14 protein-coding genes are annotated in these 18309 nt (G+C 73.3%); 8 read left to right on the forward strand and 6 right to left on the reverse strand.

Going from position 1 to position 18309, the window contains the following annotated elements:
- Nucleotides 1–194 precede the first annotated feature (194 nt).
- The 3 genes from AE652_RS14375 (at nucleotide 195) to AE652_RS14390 (ending at nucleotide 3752) form a co-directional block, all read left to right on the forward strand.
- Nucleotides 195–1286 carry a PLP-dependent cysteine synthase family protein gene (locus AE652_RS14375; protein WP_049651746.1) on the forward strand — a complete coding sequence of 364 codons (1092 nt, stop codon included), beginning with the start codon at nucleotides 195–197 and terminating at the stop codon, nucleotides 1284–1286.
- Nucleotides 1287–1336: 50 nt separating this feature from the next.
- The gene (locus AE652_RS14380) at nucleotides 1337–2569 is read left to right on the forward strand and encodes an MFS transporter (protein ID WP_049651758.1); all 1233 of its coding nucleotides are present in this window, start codon (nucleotides 1337–1339) and stop codon (nucleotides 2567–2569) included.
- Nucleotides 2570–2819: 250 nt separating this feature from the next.
- Nucleotides 2820–3752, forward strand: coding sequence for a S1 family peptidase (locus AE652_RS14390; RefSeq protein WP_082345721.1), 933 nt, complete (start codon nucleotides 2820–2822; stop codon nucleotides 3750–3752).
- 78 nt (nucleotides 3753–3830) lie between these two features.
- On the opposite strand, the gene AE652_RS14395 is transcribed toward AE652_RS14390, so the two are convergent.
- Nucleotides 3831–6962, reverse strand: a complete 3132-nt coding sequence (locus AE652_RS14395; protein ID WP_369808296.1) for a bifunctional cytochrome P450/NADPH--P450 reductase — start codon at nucleotides 6960–6962, stop codon at nucleotides 3831–3833.
- Between the two features lie 308 nt (nucleotides 6963–7270).
- Between AE652_RS14395 and AE652_RS14400 the strand changes: the two genes are divergently transcribed.
- Nucleotides 7271–7942: a helix-turn-helix transcriptional regulator gene (locus tag AE652_RS14400; RefSeq protein WP_049651749.1), complete on the forward strand. Its 672-nt coding sequence runs from the start codon at nucleotides 7271–7273 to the stop codon at nucleotides 7940–7942.
- A 20-nt stretch (nucleotides 7943–7962) separates the two neighbouring features.
- Here the strand turns inward: AE652_RS14400 and AE652_RS14405 are convergent, their stop codons facing one another.
- Complete coding sequence (locus AE652_RS14405; RefSeq protein WP_049651750.1) at nucleotides 7963–8775, reverse strand: SAM-dependent methyltransferase; 813 nt, start codon at nucleotides 8773–8775, stop codon at nucleotides 7963–7965.
- A gap of 82 nt (nucleotides 8776–8857) precedes the next feature.
- Between AE652_RS14405 and AE652_RS14410 the strand changes: the two genes are divergently transcribed.
- Together AE652_RS14410 and AE652_RS14415 are read left to right on the forward strand one after the other, a co-directional pair.
- On the forward strand, nucleotides 8858–9271 hold the full coding sequence (locus AE652_RS14410) for a MarR family winged helix-turn-helix transcriptional regulator (protein WP_049651751.1): 414 nt from the start codon (nucleotides 8858–8860) through the stop codon (nucleotides 9269–9271).
- Between the two features lie 261 nt (nucleotides 9272–9532).
- Nucleotides 9533–10276: a hypothetical protein gene (locus tag AE652_RS14415; RefSeq protein WP_049651752.1), complete on the forward strand. Its 744-nt coding sequence runs from the start codon at nucleotides 9533–9535 to the stop codon at nucleotides 10274–10276.
- A gap of 23 nt (nucleotides 10277–10299) precedes the next feature.
- Here the strand turns inward: AE652_RS14415 and AE652_RS14420 are convergent, their stop codons facing one another.
- The 4 genes from AE652_RS14420 to AE652_RS14435 all read right to left on the reverse strand — a co-directional run bounded on the left by AE652_RS14420 (nucleotide 10300) and on the right by AE652_RS14435 (nucleotide 16352).
- On the reverse strand, nucleotides 10300–11643 hold the full coding sequence (locus AE652_RS14420; protein ID WP_234348381.1) for an aldehyde dehydrogenase family protein: 1344 nt from the start codon (nucleotides 11641–11643) through the stop codon (nucleotides 10300–10302).
- Between the two features lie 11 nt (nucleotides 11644–11654).
- Nucleotides 11655–13052, reverse strand: a complete 1398-nt coding sequence (locus tag AE652_RS14425; protein ID WP_049651753.1) for a carotenoid oxygenase family protein — start codon at nucleotides 13050–13052, stop codon at nucleotides 11655–11657.
- Between the two features lie 148 nt (nucleotides 13053–13200).
- Nucleotides 13201–14241, reverse strand: a complete 1041-nt coding sequence (locus AE652_RS14430; RefSeq protein ID WP_049651754.1) for a ferritin-like domain-containing protein — start codon at nucleotides 14239–14241, stop codon at nucleotides 13201–13203.
- Nucleotides 14238–16352, reverse strand: coding sequence for a hypothetical protein (locus AE652_RS14435; protein ID WP_159028448.1), 2115 nt, complete (start codon nucleotides 16350–16352; stop codon nucleotides 14238–14240). Before AE652_RS14435 ends, AE652_RS14430 begins: the two co-directional genes overlap by 4 nt.
- A gap of 334 nt (nucleotides 16353–16686) precedes the next feature.
- On the opposite strand from AE652_RS14435, the gene AE652_RS14440 reads away from it, so the two are divergent.
- Both AE652_RS14440 and AE652_RS14445 read left to right on the forward strand, forming a co-directional pair.
- A complete protein-coding gene (locus tag AE652_RS14440; protein ID WP_049651756.1) occupies nucleotides 16687–17883 on the forward strand; it encodes an inositol-3-phosphate synthase in 1197 nt (398 codons plus the stop codon).
- The coding region (locus AE652_RS14445; RefSeq protein ID WP_049651757.1) for a UbiA family prenyltransferase at nucleotides 17880–18309 on the forward strand (430 nt) is incomplete at its 3' end. The genes AE652_RS14440 and AE652_RS14445, both read left to right, overlap by 4 nt.

The following is an 18309-nucleotide window of genomic DNA, read 5'->3' on the forward strand; positions in this document are numbered from 1 at the left end:
CGTCCCCGGCCACCGCCCCCGGCGGGGACCGGGCGGAGCCTGCCGCGCCCCGCCCGACGGCCGCCGCCGGGCGCGCCGCCCGTACGTCCGGGCCGAGAGGCCCGTTGCTGGTCACCAGTCGGTGGCGGATATAGCGGCTCGGTGTCCGTCCGAGCTGCCGTACCTTCCGCCAACCTCCCGACAGGAGACGAGACATGACGTCCCTCACCCATCGCACGGACGACCACGCGGCCCTCAGCGGCCTGGTCGGCAACACCCCGGTCCTGCGGATCGGCGAGCCGCTCGCCCCGGCGGGCCGCGGTTTCTGGGCCAAGCTGGAGGGCTTCAACCCCGGTGGCATCAAGGACCGCCCGGCCCTGCACATGGTCCAACGGGCCCGGGCCCGGGGCGAGTTGCGCCCGGGCGGCCGGATCGTGGAGTCCACCAGCGGCACGCTGGGACTGGGGCTCGCGCTGGCCGGCATGGTGTACCGGCACCCGGTCACGCTGGTCACCGACCCGGGGCTGGAGCCGACCATGACCAGGCTGCTCACCGCGTACGGCGCCGAGGTGGAGGCGGTCGCCAGTGCGCACCCGCGGGGCGGCTGGCAGCAGGCCCGGCGCGACCGGGTGGCCGAACTACTGGCCCGCCACCCGGGATCGTGGTGCCCCGACCAGTACAACAACCCCGACAACACCACCGCCTACACCCCGCTGGCGCTGGAGCTCGCCGCCCAACTGGGCCACCTGGACGTGCTGGTGTGCAGCGTCGGCACCGGCGGGCACTCGGCCGGCACCTCGCGAGTCCTGCGCCAGCTCTACCCGGGGCTGCGGGTGGTCGGGGTGGACACCGTCGGCTCCACGATCTTCGGGCAGCCCGCCCGGACCCGGCTGATGCGCGGCCTCGGCTCCAGCATCTACCCGCGCAACGTCGCCTACCAGGCCTTCGACGAGGTCCACTGGGTCGCCCCGGCCGAGGCCGTCTGGACCTGCCGCCGGCTGGCCGCCTCGCACTACGCCACCGGCGGCTGGAGCGTCGGCGCGGTCGCCCTGGTGGCCGGCTGGCTGGCCCGTACCCGGCCCGCCGGCACCCGGATCGCCGCGATCTTCCCGGACGGGCCGCAGCGCTACCTCGGCACCGTCTACGACGACGAGTACGGCGCCGCGCACGACCTGCTGGACCACCCGCCGGCGGACGGCCCGGACGAGCTCGCCCGGCCGGACGAGCGGGAGGTCACCCGCTGGACCCGGTGCGCCGAGGTGGTCGACCCGCTGACCCTCCCGGGCGCCCCCGGCGGTGCCGCGTGAGGGGGCTGACCGCCCAGTTCCGGGGCCACGAGCGCAGCGTCCGGCTGCTGATGGTCAACCAGTTCACCATCAACCTGGGCTTCTACATGCTGATGCCCTACCTGGCCGCGCACCTGTCCGGCGGTCTGGGCCTGGCCGGCTGGACGGTCGGGCTGGTGCTCGGGGTGCGCAACTTCACCCAGCAGGGCATGTTCCTGGTCGGCGGCACGCTGGCCGACCGGTTCGGTTACAAGCCGCTGATCGTGGCGGGCTGCCTGCTGCGCACCGCCGGCTTCGCCGCGCTCGGCCTCTCCTCCTCGCTGCCCGCCCTGGTGACGGCCTCGGCGGCCACCGGCCTGGCCGGGGCGCTGTTCAACCCGGCCGTGCGGGCGTACCTGGCACGGGACGCGGGCGAGGAGCGGCGGGTGGCCGCGTTCGCGCTGTTCAACGTCTTCTACCAGGCGGGCGTCCTGCTCGGCCCGCTGGTGGGCATGGCGCTGACGGCGGTGGACTTCCGCACCACCTGCCTGGTCGCGGCCGGGGTGTTCGCGGTGCTCAGCGCGGTGCAGATCCGGTCGCTGCCGGCCCGCCGGGGCTCCGGGCCGGACGAGGGGCACGAGCGCACGGGTGTCCTCGCGCAGTGGCGCGGGGTGCTGGCCAACCGGCCGTTCCTGCTCTTCGCGGGCGCGATGACCGGCTCGTACGTGCTGTCCTTCCAGGTGTACCTGGCGCTGCCGCTGGAGGTCCGCCGGCTGGGCGGCGGCGGCACCGGCGGGACGGTGGCGACGGCGCTGCTGTTCGTGGTGTCCGGGCTGGGCACGATCCTGCTCCAGACCAGGGTGACGGCCTGGTGCCGGGCCCGGATCGCGCCGGGGACGGCCCTGGTCGCGGGGGTGGCCGTGATGGGCGCGGCCTTCCTGCCGCTGCTCGCCGCCTCGGCCCTGCCTGTTCCCGAGGCGGGCCCCGGGCGCTGGGCGCTGGCCGCCGGGCCGCCGGCGCTGGCCGCGTTCCTGCTGGCCCTGGGCACGGTGCTGGCGTACCCGTTCGAGATGGACACGGTGGTCCGGCTCTCCGGGGACCGCCTGGTCGCCACCCACTACGGGCTCTACAACACCGTCTGCGGGGTCGGCATCACCCTCGGGAACCTGCTGACCGGCGCGGCCCTGGACGCCGCCCGCGCGGCCGGGCTCGCCGCGCTCCCCTGGCTGGCGCTGTGCGCCCTCGGGGCAGCGTGCGCGCTCTCGCTGCGCGCCCTCCACCGCGGCCGCCGGCTCGCCGGGTCCGAACCGTTGCCCGCCGTGTAGGAGCGGCACGGCAGCCGCCGAACGGCGGACCCGCGGGCTCACTCCTGAGCCTGCGGGTCCGCCGACACCCCATCAGAAAGCTTGTACCGAACGGTCCGTTTCCTCATACTTCCGGTCAGCGCCGGTCAGGAGCTGATCATCCGCCGTGCTTCCGGAAAGCACCGGCCGGGGTCCGCCCATCGCCTGACCGCGCTTCACGGCCCCAACCCTCAGGGCCGTCGCCCCCCTCTGGAGGAGATCGGTGAGGACCATGCGCCCCACGCCCCGCACCGGCACCACACCCGGCACCACCCGCCGTACCGGCCGTACGCGCCGCTTCCGCCTGCTCGCCGCCGCCCTGGGCCTGCTGACCGCCACCGCGGTCGCCGCGCCGGGCGCCGCAGCCGCTCCCATCCCCACCGCCCCCACCGTCCCCACGGCCCCCACCGCCCGACCGGAGCAGCTCCTGGCGGTCAGCGAGGCCATCCTGGGCGCCGAGGTCAACGGCACCGCCTGGTACGTCGACGAGGCCGCCGGACATGTCGTGGTGACCGCCGACAGCACCGTCTCCCCGGTCTCGCTCGCCAAGCTGATGAGCTCCGCCGGCGCCGACGCGTCCACCATCACCGTCCACCGCGTCCCCGGCGCGTTCACCCCGCTGCTCGCCGGCGGCGACGCCATCTACGGCGGCCAGTACCGCTGCTCGCTCGGCTTCAACGTGGTCAGCGGCAGCACCTACTACTTCCTCACCGCCGGGCACTGCGGCAACGTCGCCGCCACCTGGTACACCGACGTCAACCACGCCAACCTGATCGGCCCGACCATCGGCTCGACCTTCCCCGGCCACGACTACGCGCTGGTCCGCTACGACAACAGCGCGCTCAGCCACCCGGGCGGCTTCACCTCCGCCCCGGACGCCGTCGTCGGCGAGGCGGTGCAGCGCACCGGCTCGACCACCGGCACCCACGGCGGCACCGTCACCGGGCTCAACGCCACCGTGCGCTACACGGACGGCAGCACCGTCCGCGGCCTGATCCAGACCAACGTCTGCGCCGAGCAGGGCGACTCGGGCGGCCCGCTGTACGACGGGGCCAAGGCGCTCGGCCTCACCTCGGGCGGCAGCGGCGACTGCACCTCGGGTGGGACGACCTTCTACCAGCCCGTCAACGCGGCGCTCTCCGCGTACCAGGTCAGCGTGTACTGACGCCGTCCCCGCCCGCCGAGCCGTGGGCCTGCCGCACCGGTGCGGCAGGCCCACGGCCGTCTCGGGAGGGGTGAGCCGTCAGCCGGCGTACACGTCCTCGACGTACCGCCCGGCCTCGATCAGCCCCTGCAGCCAGGCCTGCGCCCGCTGCTCGTCCGCGCCCGGGACGCGCTCGCGGTACAGCGTCCGGAAGGCCTCCCGGACGCCCGGCGCCATCCGGGCGCCGTCGCCGCACACGTACACCTCGGCACCGGCTTCGAGCAGCTCCCAGACCTCGGCCGCCTCGGCGGCGATCCGGTCCTGCACGTAGCGCCGCCCGTCCCGCGGCCGCTCGCTGAAGGCGGGCCGCAGCGAGACCGCGCCGGCCTGCTCGGCCGCCTCCAGCTCACCGCGGTGCAGGTAGTCCGCGTCCGGGTCGTCGCAGCCGAAGTACAGCAGCGCCGGGGCGAGCCCGGCCCCCTCGGCGAGCAGCGCCCGGCGGTCGGCGACGGCGCCCCGGAAGGGCGCCAGGCCGGTGCCGGCCGCGATCATGACCACCGGGGTCCGGTGGCCGATCCGGAACGCCTCCCGGCAGGGCTGGACCCGGGCCAGCACGGTGTCGCCGACGGCCACCCGGTCGAGGTAGCCGGAGCCGGTGCCCCGGAAGGTGCCCCGGCCCGAACGGGCCGGCCCGCTGAGCACCGAGACCATCAGCTCCGCCCGGCCCGGGTCGCCGGCCGGCGAGGAGGAGATCGAGTAGTGCCGCGGCCGGATCGGCGGCAGCAGCTCCAGCAGCACCGGCCAGCCGAGCCGCCCCTGGAGGGCCGGGTGGTCCTCGACCAGGTCCAGCAGGGTGCGCGGGTCGTCCTCGGGCAGCGCCCGCAGCGCGGCCTGCTCGGGCGGGCAGGGGTTGAGCGCGGCCAGGGCGGCGCGCTGCTCGGCGCTCGGCCGGTCCTGCAACTCGACGTGGCGGGTGAGCAGTTCGCGCACCGTCAGCGGGCGGTCGACGGCCAGTCCGGTGCGCCGGTGCGCCACGATGCCCAGCACCGTGTCGAGGTCGGCGCCGAACAGCTTGGCGGCGCGCTCGACCAGCGCCGGGTCGTTGGCCGGGAGCACGGTGAGGTGGTCGGCGGTCCGGTAGCCGGTGCCCTCCGGCAGGGCCAGCCGGACCAGCCGCTTGACCCGGTGGTAGGCGGGGTCGGTCAGGCTGCCGACGGCGGTGACGGTCAGCTCCGCCATGCCGTGCCGGGCGGCCAGCGCGGCCAGCGGGCCGCCGGTCACCTCGGTCACCGAGTAGGCGGCCGCCGGCCGCGCCTCGGCGGGGGCGTCGGCGTCCCCGTAGCGCGCCAGCAGGGTCTCGCGCAGCTCGGCGGTGAACTGCCGTACGGTGCCGGCCAGGTCGCCGGAGGCATCGGCCTCGGCGCGGGCCAGCAGCCGGGTGCCGCCGAGCGCGGCGAGCCGGTCGTCGATCAGCCCCGGGACGCGCTGGTAGGTCGCGGCGTAGGTGCGGTCGCCGATGCCGAGCACCGCGTACTCGACGCCCTCGGCCGTCCCGCCCTCCTGCCCCTCCCCGGCGTCCTGAGCCTCCTGGGCCTCCTGGAGCCGGCGGACGAACCGGGCCGCGTCGTCGGTCGGCTGCCCGTTGTACGAGGCGGTGGTGATCACCACCGACCGGTCGGTGGGCAGTCCGTCCGCGTACGCGTCCAGCGGGGCGGTCTCCGTCTCGCAGCCGAGGTCGGCGGCGGCCTCCGCGAGCTGCCGGCTGAACTCCCGGCAGGCGCCGTAGTTGGAGCCGTGCAGGAGCAGCAGCCCGGTCCCCTGGCGGACCCGCCCGGCCGTCCCGGGCCGCTCGGTGGTGCCGCTGGCAGCAGCGGTGGAGCCGGAGGCGGTCGCGGCCCGGCCGGGCGTGCGCCGGGCGAGGCCGAGGGTGAAGTCGTCGGGCTTGATGGTGAGCGTCTGCTTGATGGTCAGCCGGTAGTCGGTGTGGTCGATCAGCCGGTAGCGGTGGACCAGCATGCCGAGCAGCATGACGGCCTCGTGCAGCGCGAACTGCCTTCCGATGCAGGCGCGTTCGCCGGTGCCGAAGGGCTTGAAGGCGTGCGGGGAGCGGGCCTCCTCGCACTCGGGGTCGAACCGGGACGGGTCGAACAGCTCCGGGTTGTCGCCCCACGACGGGTCCCGGTGCAGCATCGGCGTGGAGACGAAGACGGTCTCCCCGGCGCGCAGCGGGATGCGGCCGCCGAGCAGGGTGTCCTCGCGGGCCTCCCGGCTGAACGCGGGCGCCGTCGGCCACAGCCGCAGCGCCTCGTTGAGCACCTGGCGGGTGTGGCGCAGCCGTCCGACGTCCTCGTAGGAGGGCTCCGGGTCGGCCTGGTCGCCCCAGAGCCCGTCCACCTCCCGCTGCACCTGGCGCAGCACCGTCGGGTGCTTGACCAGGTAGTACATCGCGAAGGAGAGCGCGCCCGAGGTGGTCTCGTGGCCGGCGATCAGGAAGGTGATCACCTGGTTGCGGATGTTCTCGGCGTCCAGCCGGGTCCCGTCCGAGGGGCGGACCGCGCCGAGCATCAGGCCCAGCAGGTCCTCGGCCGGAGCCTGCTCGCCCTCCCCAACAGCTCCCTCCCCGGCGGTTCCCTCCGCGGAGCGGGCGGCGATCACCTCGTCCACCACGGCGGCCAGGTAGTCGGCGTCGGCCCGGAAGGCGGTGTCCCGCTCGCGGTGGTCGGCCTCCGGGTCGCGGGTGAGCCTGTTCATCGCCCAGCCCAGGCAGCGCACCATCGCCTCGACGAAGGGGTGCGGCTCGTCCCGCTCGAAGGAGCCGAAGTCGAAGCCGAAGCCGGCCAGTCCGATGGTGTCCAGGGTCATCCGGGTCATGTCGCCGGGCACGTCCACCGGCAGTCCGGCGGCCTCCCGGCGGTCCCAGGAGTCGACCAGCCGGCGGGCCACCCGCAGCATCACCGGGTGGTAGGTGCGCATCGAGCCGAGCGCGAAGGCCGGCATCAGGATGTCGTGCGCCCGGGCCCAGTTGGGCTCGTCGTTGTAGGCGGTGAACAGGCCGTCGCCGGTGAACTGGCGGACGTTCTCCAGGCCCGGGCCGATCGACTTGGTGAACCGGGTCTCGTCGGCGAGCTCCTCGACCAGCTCCAGCCCGCTGACGATCAGGCTGTCCCGGCCGTGCAGCCGCTGGACGAAGGCCGGGCCGTGCTCTCTGGCCAGTTCCATGGTGCGCAGCATCGGGGCGGCGATCGGCGGCGCCGACGAGATGTCCACCAGGGGGACGGCCCGACCGCTCCCGGCCCCGTCCGCCCGCTCGCCGCCGGCCGCCCACCCGTCCTCGGCCGTCCACTGGCCCTCGGTCGTGCTCTCCACGGTCTCGGTCATCGCTGTGGCCCCTCCCACGGCAGGAAACTTCGGTCTTCCACCACTGTGCGCCCACCGGGCGGAAGGTCAGACCCCGATCACTACATGATTGTGTAGTACCAGGGGCTCCGACGGGCTTGCCCACGAACCGTCAGCCCTGGCCCCGGAGAGGAGAACCACCGATGCGATCGACCGAGGACTGCGCCCCCCTGCCGGGCGGCCGCCTGGACCCGGCGGTGATCTGGCGCAACCGGGCGCTGCGGCTGATGGACCACGTGCCGATGCCCATCGCGGTGTGCGAGTTCGGCGGGCAGATCCTGATCGTCAACCGCGCGATGGCAGCCGAATTCGGCTGCTTGCCGGGCCAGTTGCGCCACCGTAGGATTCTGGAGTTCTTCACCCTGCGGGACACCGGCACCCTGGAGGCGCTCACCGAGGCCGTCCGGCTGCACCGCCGCTCGCAGTACCCGGCCCGGGTCTCCTGGACGCCCGCCGGCGGCACCGAGCGGCACGGCGAGATGACCGTCGACCTGGTCAGCGACACCCCGGAGCAGACCCCGAACCTCCTGCTGTCGCTACAGGCGGCGGAGCCCGCCGCCGAGGCCCCGCCGTCCGGCCCCCGGGCCGAGGCCAGCCCGGTCGAGGCCCGCATCCTCGCCGCCGCGGCCCGGGGCGACACCACCGCGCAGATCGCCCGGGCCCTCGGCATCACCCCGGACGGCGTCAACTACCACCTGGCCCGGCTCTCCCGCCGCTGGCGCGTCCCCAACCGCACCGCCCTGGTCGCCCGCGCCTACACCACCGGCGTCCTGGCCCCGGACACCTGGCCGCCCCAGCCCGCCGACCAGAACTGATGATCCGTCAGGCCCCGGCGTCAGTCCGCGGTACGCCGCTCCGCCTCGATGAACGCCCTCGTGGTCGACGGGTCCGGGAGCGGGCGCCCGTACGTCTCCGCGAGCCGGGTCAGGGCGGTGGTCTCCACCGTCCAGCCGTGCCCGGCCAGCCAGTCGCCGGTGCCCGGGCCGAGCCCGCCGCGCCACAGCCCGGTGAGGTGGGTGAGCGCCGGGTCCTGCGGTGTGCGGCTCACGTCCCCGCCCTGCTCCAGCAGGAGGCGGCTGCCCGGGGCCGCCAGCCCGGCCACCGCCGTGAGCAGCCCGGCCGCCTCGTCCGGGGCGAGGTAGACCAGCAGGCCTTCGGCGAGCCAGACCGAGCGCCGGGCCGGGTCGAAGCCGGCGGCGACCAGCCGCTCGGGCCACCGCGGGTCGACCAGGTCGACGGGCAGGGCGGTGCGCCGGGCCTTCGGCACGGCGCCGAGGCCGTCCAGGACCTGCTGCTTGAAGTCCAGCACCGGGCCGAGGTCGAGCTCGAACACCCGGGTGCCGGACGGCCAGTCCAGCCGGTAGGCGCGGGTGTCCAGGCCCGCCGCCAGCACCACCACCTGGTCGGCGCCGGCGGCCGGCAGCCGGTCGTCGTAGAAGCGGGTGCGCAGGATGCCGTGGGCGACGAGGGCCTTGGCGAGGCTGCTGACCGGGCCGGAGAGGGCGGGTTCGAGGCCGGCGGCGTCCACGAAGGCGAGGGCGTACGGGTCGACGAAGAGCGGGTCGGGTCGGGAGCTCTCGTAGGCCCGCACCCGGGCGACGGACAGGGCGGTGCGGGAGACCGGGCTGAGCGGTTCGGAGGTCGTCATGCCCGGCAATCTACATCGGCACCGATGCATCAGTGAAGATGTATTGGTGGAGATATATCGGTGAAGATGTATTCTTGCGGGCATGGACGGCGTGCAACTCCTCAGACTCGGCAAGCGGCTGACGGAACTCGGCCGCGCGATGATCACCGACCCGGCCGCCGAGCACCTCAGCGCCGGGGAGATCGCCGTGGTCTCCGACGTGTACCGCCACCCCGCCACCGCCGTCCAGGAGATCCGGGTCCGCACCGGCTTCGCCCAGAGCCACGTCTCGGTCTCCGTCGCCCGGCTGCGCGAACGCGGCCTGCTCGACGCCGCCGCCGACCCCGCCGACGGGCGCCGAACCCTGCTGACCGTCTCCGAGTCGGCCCGGCACGCCATCCGCGCCCACGTCGCCCGGCCCGCCGAGCCCGTCATCACCAAGGCCGTCCCCGACCCGGAGAAGGCCCGCAGGGTCACCGAGCTGCTGGACGAACTCGCCGGCCTGCTGCTGCCCTGACCCGTCGCCGGGCGCACCACCAGCCCCACGCCCCGGCCGAGTTCCACAAGTCGGTCACAAGCTCGCCAGGCCACTCCCCCGCCACCGCCGGCCCCTGCCATCATCCCGACTGAACCCGGGAGGCGCCCGGGCGAGGCCGAGGGAGTGCGATGGACGCGCGGATCAGGGTCGCCGACGGCGACGGGCTGCGGGAGACGGCGGAGCTCCGGGACCGGCTGCACCGGGAACGCGAGCTGGCGGGGCCGGCGCTGAGCGACGACGATGAGTGAGCCGCCGACCGACCGCGTCCCGACTCCGCCGACCGACCAGGCGGCCACCCCGCCACCCCGCCGCCCCCGGCACCACAGCCGGCGGTCCGTCACCCCGGCCGCCCGGATCGTGGCCCAGGCCCTGCTGGTCGTCATCGGCCTGTCCACCGTCGCCCTCGGCTTCTCCTGGTTCGTCGACACCTACGACGAGGCGCTCGCCTACCGCGGCGCCCCGGTCTGCGGCGCCCCCGCCACCGCACCCGGCGCGGACTGCACCAAGCAGGAGACCGGCCGGGTGACGGCCAAGAAGACCGACTCGAACGGAGACTCCACCACCTACGGCCTGACCGTCTCCCGCGAGACGGTGCCCACCGCCACCTACAGCGTCACCGAGGGCCTCTACGACAGCCTGGAGAACGGCGTCAACGTGGACCTGACCCTCTGGCGGGGCCGCGTGGTCGAGCTCTCCCACCAGGGCCACCGCTCCACCGTCCAGAGCACCCCCTGGCTCACCGCCCTCAAGCTCGCCCTCCTGGTCGGCACGGGAACCGTCCTCGCCGTCTACGGCCTCCTCCTGCGCCGCCTCGTCAGCTGGGCGCTCCCGCTCGCCGTCCTCCCCTTCCTGGTCCTCTTCACCGTCCTCGGCAGCATCATCCTCATCACCGCCCAGTGGCCCTTCACCCTCACCCTCGCCCTCCCCCTCCTCGGCTGGCTGGTCCTGACCGCCATCACCGCCACGATGTCCTGGGACTACTAGCTCGGGGATCCGGACCCGGCCGGTCACACCAGGGGCGCGTCCAGGCAGGCCCGGCGGTGGCTGAAGGTGTCGAGGGACCAGCGGCCGTGGTAGCGGCCGGAGCCGCTCTCCCCCACCCCGCCGAAGGGGAGTTCCGGGATGCCCAGGTGGGCCACCGGGAGGCCGAAGTTGAGGGCGCCGGAGGCGGTCTCCTCGGCCAGGCGGCGGCGTGCGTGCCCGTCCCCGGTGAAGGCGTAGAGGGCGAGGGGGTGGTCCCGGTCGTTGATGAAGGCGATGGCCTCGTCGAGGCCGGCGACCTCGACGACGGGCAGGACGGGGCCGAAGACCTCCTCCCGCATGACCGGGGCGTCCGGCTCCACCTCGGCCAGCAGGGTGGGCGCGATGTAGCGGTCCGCGCGGTCGTGCTGCCCGCCGAAGACCGTACGGCCCGAGTCGAGGAGAGCGACGACCCGGTCGAAGTGCCGCTCGTCGACGATGCGCCCGTACGCCGGTGACCGCGCCGGGTCGGGGCCGTACAGCTCGGTGACGGCGCGCGCCAGGGCGCCTTCCAGCGCGCGGGCCGTGGCCGGGTCGGTCAGCAGGTAGTCGGGGGCCACGCAGGTCTGCCCCGCGTTGGCGAACTTGGCGCGGGCCAGCCGGGCGGCGACCGGCCCGGGGTCGACGCCGCGGTCCACGAACACCGGTGACTTGCCGCCCAGTTCGAGGGTGACCGGGGTCAGGTGCTCGGCGGCGGCCCGCAGCACCGTCCGGCCGAAGCGGGCGTTGCCGGTGTAGAGGATGTGGTCGAAGCGCTCGGCGAGCAGGGCGGTGGTCGTCTCCCCGCCGCCCTCCACCACGGCGATCGCCGCCGGGTCGACGTACCGGGGCAGCAGCCGTGCCAGCAGGGCCGAGCAGGCCGGGGCCAGTTCGCTCGGCTTGGCGAGCACCGTGTTGCCGGCGGCGATCGCGCCCGCCACCGGCACCAGCAGCAGCTGCACCGGGTAGTTCCAGGGCGCGATCACCAGGACGGTCCCGAGCGGGGCGTGGCCGGTGTGGGCGCTCGTCCCCGGCGGCAGCCGGGTGAGCGCGGCGGCGGGCACCGGCTCGGGGCGCAGCCACTGCTCCAGGTTCTGCAGGGTGTGGTCGATCTCCCGTACGGTGAAGTCGACTTCGGCGATGTCGGTCTCGGCGCGCGGCTTGCGCAGGTCGGCGTGGAGGGCGTCGGCGATCTCCTCGCGGTGGCCGGTCAGCAGGGCGCGCAGCCCGGCCAGCTGCTCGGTGCGCCAGGCGAGCGGCCGGGTGCGGCCGGTGCGGAAGGTCGCACGCAGCCGGGCGACGGTCTCGGCCGGGGCGGATACGGCGGGCGCGGTCACGGAGGGCGCGGTCACAGCCGGAGTGTTCACTGGGAGTCCTCTCGGACGGGGTCGGGGATCCAGCTGCCGTGGAAGCCGGCCGGCACCCGCACCGGCAGGTGGACGGTGGCGAGCGGGGCGCCGGTGAAGTCCTCGGCGGAGAGGACGACCAGGTCGCTCGCGCCCCGCTCGGGGTCGTGGACGTAGGTCAGCAGGTAGCCGTCGTCCTCGCCGCGGGCGCCCTCCCTCGGCACGAAGGAGACCTCACCGGTGTACCGGCCCGCGCCGAACTGCCGTACGGTGCTGGACTGCCGGCGCAGGTCGTGCTTGATCAGCGCGTCCCCGGCGGCCTCCGGGGGCAGCGCGTCCAGGTCGTCGGCCGTCGCTGCGAGGTGGCGCAGCAGCTGGGTGGCCACGGTGGAGTAGCCGTAGCGGTGGGCGCCGCCGAGCACCGCCGGGTTGACCGCCGGGAACTCCTGCGGCCGGTCGTCCAGCCGGGTCTCGGTGACCGTGCCGGAGACGGTGTCGACCGTCCAGCGGTCCAGGGTGGGGCTGCTCTGCCCGTCCACCGCGCCGCCGGCGAACATCCTCGGGTAGCGGACCACGTCGACGACGACCCGGTCGCCGTCCTCGTGGGCGTTGAGGGTGTGGAAGACGAAGCAGGGCTCGACCTCGAACCAGCGGACCTCGGTGCCGTCGCGGGGCAGCAGCCCGACCCGCGCGCCGCGGGTCTCGTCCCAGACCGCCGGATACGTCTTGCGTGCCAGGTTGTCGGGCATGCTGACGCGCCCCGCGAGGTCGAGGACGACGGCGAAGTTCCGGGTCAGCGCCATGTCGTGCACCACCGGCCGGTGCGGGACCGGGATGTCCACGGCGCGCACGACGACGCCCTCCGGGGAGACCACCAGGTGGCGCAGCCGCTCGCTGTCGTCCCGCTGCCAGGTGATCGCGTGCAGCTCGCCGGTGACCGGGTCGAGCTTGGGGTGGGCGGCGAACCCGTCGGGCAGCGTGCCGCAGAAGTCGCCGGCCCCCACCGTCTCGATCTCGTAGGAGAGTTCGTACGGGCGGAAGCCGCCCTCGACCAGCGCGAGGGTGCGGTCGGCGTGCCCGATCACGTGGGTGTTGGGCGCGACGTCGGCGATCCGCGGCACGGCGCCGGGGCGCGGCCGCTCCCCCAGCGCCTCGGCCACGGCGGCGCTGCGCACCAGCCGGTTGCGGTACCACCGGGCCCGCCCGTCGAGCAGCCGCACCCCGTGCACCATGGCGTACCCGGCGAACAGGTGCCGCGGCCGCGGGTCCTCCGGCCGCATCCCGTTGGGCCCGTTGCGCAGGTACCGGCCGTTGAGCTCGGCCGGGATCGTCCCCGTGACCGGCAGGTCGAAGGCCGTGACTTCCTCCTCCACCGGGGCGTAGCCACCGGTGAACGGGTTGGTGACGGTGGACACCGCAGACTCCCTCAGGCCGCTTCCGACTACCACTGCGCACGCGGGGCGGCGCACCCGGCTCAACGAGCCACCCACCCGGCGGGTGACGGCCCGCCGGGCAACGGCGGGAGGGAGCCTGGAGGAGCCGGGGGTCCGCCGCACCGCCGGCTCACTGGTCGGGCAGCTCGAAGGTCGGGGCCGCGTAGTAGTCCATGCCCTTCAGCTTGCAGACCAGCACCTCGTCGGCGCGGGCCAGGAGCTGGCGCATCCGTCCGATCGCCACGTCGATCAGGGCCGGGCGTCCTCGGAACCCGGCATCCAGGTCTGTGATCATCTTCTGGTAGAGCTCCGTGAAGCCGAGGGCGGCCTTGAGGGCGTCCGGGTTCTCCTCGTAATTCGCCAGCTTGGGGTTCACGAGTGTGTTCACGACCTCGTCCCCTTTCGGGACGTGGAAGCCGTCGCCGGTGGGGTCGAGCGGTTTGTCGTCCTGCCGGTAGAACCTTCCGACGCTCAGCTCGTGGAACGTGAAGTAGTGCGACAGGTCGCGGTTGGAGTCCAGGATTCCTCCGCCGTCCCCTTCACCCTCCCAAATGATGTCCTGCATGAGCGTCAGCGCGTCGTCCAGGCCTTCCACGGTGATGCAGTCCTGCCCGAAGTAGGCGTACTGGCGGTCGAGGCGCCCGGCCGGGAACACGGCCTTCTCCCCGTACAGGTGGACGCAGTCCTTCAGGTGCTGCATGAGGTCCCGGTAGAACTGCCCGATCGTCTCACCCGGGTCGGGGAGGATCGGGGTGTGCAACCGCGGGTCGAACTCGGCGGTGACCGGCAGTGCGGCCCTGAGCCCCTCCGGCAGGGTCCCTTCGTCGACGGGCCCCGGGGACTCGATGCACATGCCCATGGCCAGGAAGGAGTCCCCGAAGGGCTGGAGTTGGATCTCCATGGGGCCGGGGGCACTGAAGAAGCGCGGATAGGGGAGGGAGGCGACGGCCTTGATGTCGGGGTCCGCGCCAGTGGCGATCAGGACGTTCGCGGCGATCGACAGGTGCCGCATCTCGACGGTCACCAGCTCCCGGATGAGTTTGGCCGCGGTGCTCCGGCGGTCCTTGATCGACCACCAGCCCGTCAGGTAGGCGGGGATGGTGGAGAACTCGACCAGGCAGGCGCTCTGCAGCATCTCCCGCAGTTTCTTGATGTCGTCCTCGAAGCTCATGAGGTGACCTCCTTCGGCTTTCCGGTCCTGAGCAGGGTGCGGTACATCTCCAGCACCTTGCGCTTGCCGCTGGACAGGTCCCTGGTGACGGGCATGTAGAGCGAGGAGTTCGCCATGGCGGTCGAGGACAGTTCCAGGATCTGGTCGATGTTCCGTTCGACGGCCGTCCGGTCCCCCAGGTCGAGCGCGGCGTAGTACTTCATGACCGGGAAGATCATGTCGTACACGTAGAGAACCCGCTTGTAGACGTAGTCCCAGGCGGCGGCCGGGTCGTTGTGGTGCTCCTCGCAGTACTTCCGGAAGTCCGCGGGGAGCAGGTCGTCGAAGGGCAGCATCCGCACACAGCAGTAGAACGCCGAGACGAAGGACCAGGGCGCTCCCGTGTACCCCACCTTTTCCGGCGGAACGGCCGGACTCCCGTCGAGGTAGTAGGGAAAGAAGGCGATGACCGGGAGGTTGGGGGCTTCGAGACCGCCCACCACGGTGAACCCGATCTCCGCGCGGCCGTTCACCACCGGCCCGACCTTGGTGATGGTGAGGACTTCCTCCTCCTTCTTCTCCGGTTTCTTCCAGGAGGAGCCGTTCTGCATGGGTGGCGGCGGGTCCGGCAGGTACTGCTGGACGACCAGCCCGACCTCGCGGGTGGGGATCGCACCCCGGTCCCGGACCTCGACCACCACCACCCGGTCCTTGTCGCTCTGGTCGACGTAGATCGATCGCAATTCGGTCTGGGCCGTGAGCACCTTCTCCGTCAGCATCGTGACCTGCTCGGCATTCGGCTTGCACCGGATGCCCAGGACCCCGTCGGCCAGGTCCGCGTCGGTCACCTTGCCGTCGACCGGCACGTCGATGATGCCGGAGGTCAGCTCGTAGCCGCTCCTGTCGTAGAGATCGGGCTTGATCTCCGCCACGGTCTCGATGGTGGCGGCGCCGGCGACGACGAGCTCCAGAGTTCCGAAGGACGTCTCCTTGTCACCGCTGGCGTCCTTCTCCGGGATCGTGGCCCCCAGGTCGAGGCTGACGTAGCGGGTGCCCCCGGCATTCCGGTGGATCTCCGCCACCGCCGGCCCGAACCAGGCGTCCACCGGATTCTTCTCCGAATCGAGGACCTTCACCGAGTTCGCCGGCGCCAGGAACCGCCCGCCGGGTACCGAAGCCGGCTCGCTCTCGTGCCACAGGCCGATCGTGCCGACCACCCGGGAAAGGCAGGTGTTCCGACGTGGCGGATTCCCCGCTTTTCGGTCCTGCTCCCACAGGTCCAGTAGTTTCTCGAACCGCTCCTTCTGGGTCTTGCAGCCGGCGAACTCGGGTGCGTTGAAGTAGTGGGTCAGATAGACGGAGTACCGCATCATGATTCCGCGGGCCTTCTGGGAATCCATCTCCTTCTTGAGCGCGTTCAGCAGTGGCGATTTGTCGGAGGTGAAGTGGAGATTGTCCCGGCCCACGCACGCCTGGACGACGGTGGCGCCGACCCCGTCGCGGTAGACGTCCCCCTTCAGATTCAGGTTGCGGCTGAAATTCTGCCAGCGCGCCGGCAGCTGGAGGCCGTCCTCGATGTCGCCGTAGAAGAATTCCTCCGGGCTGGTTCTGCTGCCGATCTGGATGCGCCTGGCGAAGAAGCAGGGGCTCCAGACCGAATCCGGGTTGTTGTCCGCCATGCTCGCGCTGGTGTGGAACGCGGCCCTGGGGAAGTGGCCGTCGCCGGTCTGCTCCTCCGGGGTGAGGTCGGCGATCGGGAACGAGTCCCCGGCCAGGTTGACGACGGCGCCGAGCAGCGGGTCGCCCGGGATCGACGGATCCGCTCCGTACGCGGTCTGCCCCCCGGTCACGGTCGTGAGGACGCCCTTGCCGTCCGGCGCGTCGCGGGGCTGCACGTGGAGCCACCAGTCGTTGCCGCCGTAGGCGCTCCACCCCGAAGGGGGCTCCTCCGTCTCCTTCCCGTCCGGGCCTTGGCCCGTCTGCATACTGAACGCCCATTTCGGAAAGGCCTCCCGGAAATTGTCCGGGGTGATTTTCTTGTCCTTGAGATAATTCCAGTTCAGCTCCGCCGTCCGGAAGTCGTACGTCGGGAACAGGCCGTTGTTGTTCATGGTCGCCGGATTGAAGGTCATCTGACCGCGGAAGAAAACCCGGGGAACGGAAAGGACGCTCACAGCACCTCCTAGGGGGTTGGCGGGAAGCCGCCAGCGATGTACCACCGCACCTTGATCCCTAGCCCGCCTCGACCCGGACAGCCGAGGGTGTTCACTCGGCGTCAGTCACCCCGCGATCGCATGATTCCGGCCCAGGCCGATTCGGGTGATTCCTGCCGCACCGATGTGAGTGGAACGTCCGCCGTCGGCATAGATGGATCGTTGACGACGTGACAACGGATAGGGTCCTGCGGCATTTCCGCCGAATCGACGGAGAGTGACCGCGGACCGGCGAGCGGAAGGAGCCTGGCACATGCCGGAACCGGGAGCGGGGCCCCGGACGGGGGTCTGGCTGGTGGGGGCGCGCGGCTCGGTGGCCACGACCACCGTGGTGGGCGCGGCGGCGGTCGGTGCGGGGCTGGCCGAGCCGACGGGGTGCGTCACCGCGAGCGAGGACTTCCCCGGGACCCGGCTGCCGCCGCTCGGCGCCCTGGTGTTCGGCGGGCACGACACCGGCTCCGTCCCCCTGCCCGTCCGGGCCGCCGAGCTGGCCGAGTCCGGGGTGGTGCCGCAGCGGCTGCTCGAACCGCTGGAGAAGGCCGTCGTCGCCGCCGACCAGGAGATCCGCCCGGGCTACGCCACCGGTCGGAGCGGACTGCCCCAGGCGGTGGCGGCCCGGGCGCTCGCCGTCGACATCGAGGGCTTCCGGCGGCGTCTGGGCCTGGACCGCGTCGTGGTCGTCAACGTGGCCTCCACCGAGGCGCCGGTGCCGGACCGCCCCGAACACCACGACCTCGACCTGCTGGAGGCGGCCCTGCGCGGCCCGGCCGACGTCCTGCCGGCCAGCTCGCTCTACGCCTACGCGGCCTTCACCGCCGACTGCCCCTACGTGGACTTCACCCCCTCCACCGGTGCCCGGCTGCCCGCGCTGGACGCCCTGGCCCGCGCGCGCGGCCTGCCGTACGCGGGCAGCGACGCCAAGACCGGCGAGACGCTGGTGCAGTCGGTCCTGGCACCGATGTTCGCCGTCCGCGCGTTGAAGGTGCGGGCCTGGTCCGGCACGAACCTGCTGGGCGGCGGGGACGGCGCCACCCTGGCCGATCCGGGCGCCGCCGCCAGCAAGACGGCGTCCAAGCGGCGGGGCCTGGGCCGCATGCTGGGGCACCCGGTGGAGGGCTCGGTGCACATCGACTGCGTACCGGCGCTCGGCGAATGGAAGACCGCCTGGGACCACGTGGCCTTCGAAGGGTTCCTCGGGGCGCGGATGAGCCTCCAGTTCACCTGGCAGGGCTGCGACTCGGCGCTGGCCGCACCGCTCGTGCTGGATCTCGTCCGGCTCACCGCCACCGCGCACGCGGCGGGCGTCTCGGGCCCGCTCGGGGCCCTGGGCTTCTTCTTCAAGGACCCGGTCGGCTCGGGTGGTTACGCCCTGACCGACCAGTACGAGGCCTTGCGGGCGTTCGCGGCGGAGACCGCGGCGGCGACCGCGGGCGGCGGGCCGCGCACATGAGGATCCCGAGCCTCGGCACCGTCGCCGAACTCGTCCGGGCACCGGCCGCGATCACCGTGCCCGGCGACCCCCTGGTCGGGGCGACGCTGGCCGGCCGCCCGCTCGGACCGGCCACCGGACTGCTGGCCCTGTCCTCGGTCTGTCTCTACTGGGCGGGCATGGCCCTCAACGACTACGCCGACCGGCACACCGACGCGGTCGAGCGTCCGCACCGTCCGATCCCCTCCGGCCGGGTGGAGCCTTCGGTCGCCCTGTCGCTGGCCGCCGGCCTCACCGGGACGGGGCTCGCCTTCGCCGCGGCGGGCGGTGGGCGTGGGGCCCTGTCCGTCGCGGTGCCGTTGGCGGCCGTGGTCTGGAGCTACGACCTGGGCCTCAAGGGCCGTCCCGTCGCCGGGCCCGCTGCGGCTGTGCGACCTGATCGGCCTG

It is taken from the genome of Kitasatospora sp. MY 5-36 (assembly GCF_001182915.1).
Lineage (GTDB): Bacteria > Actinomycetota > Actinomycetes > Streptomycetales > Streptomycetaceae > Kitasatospora.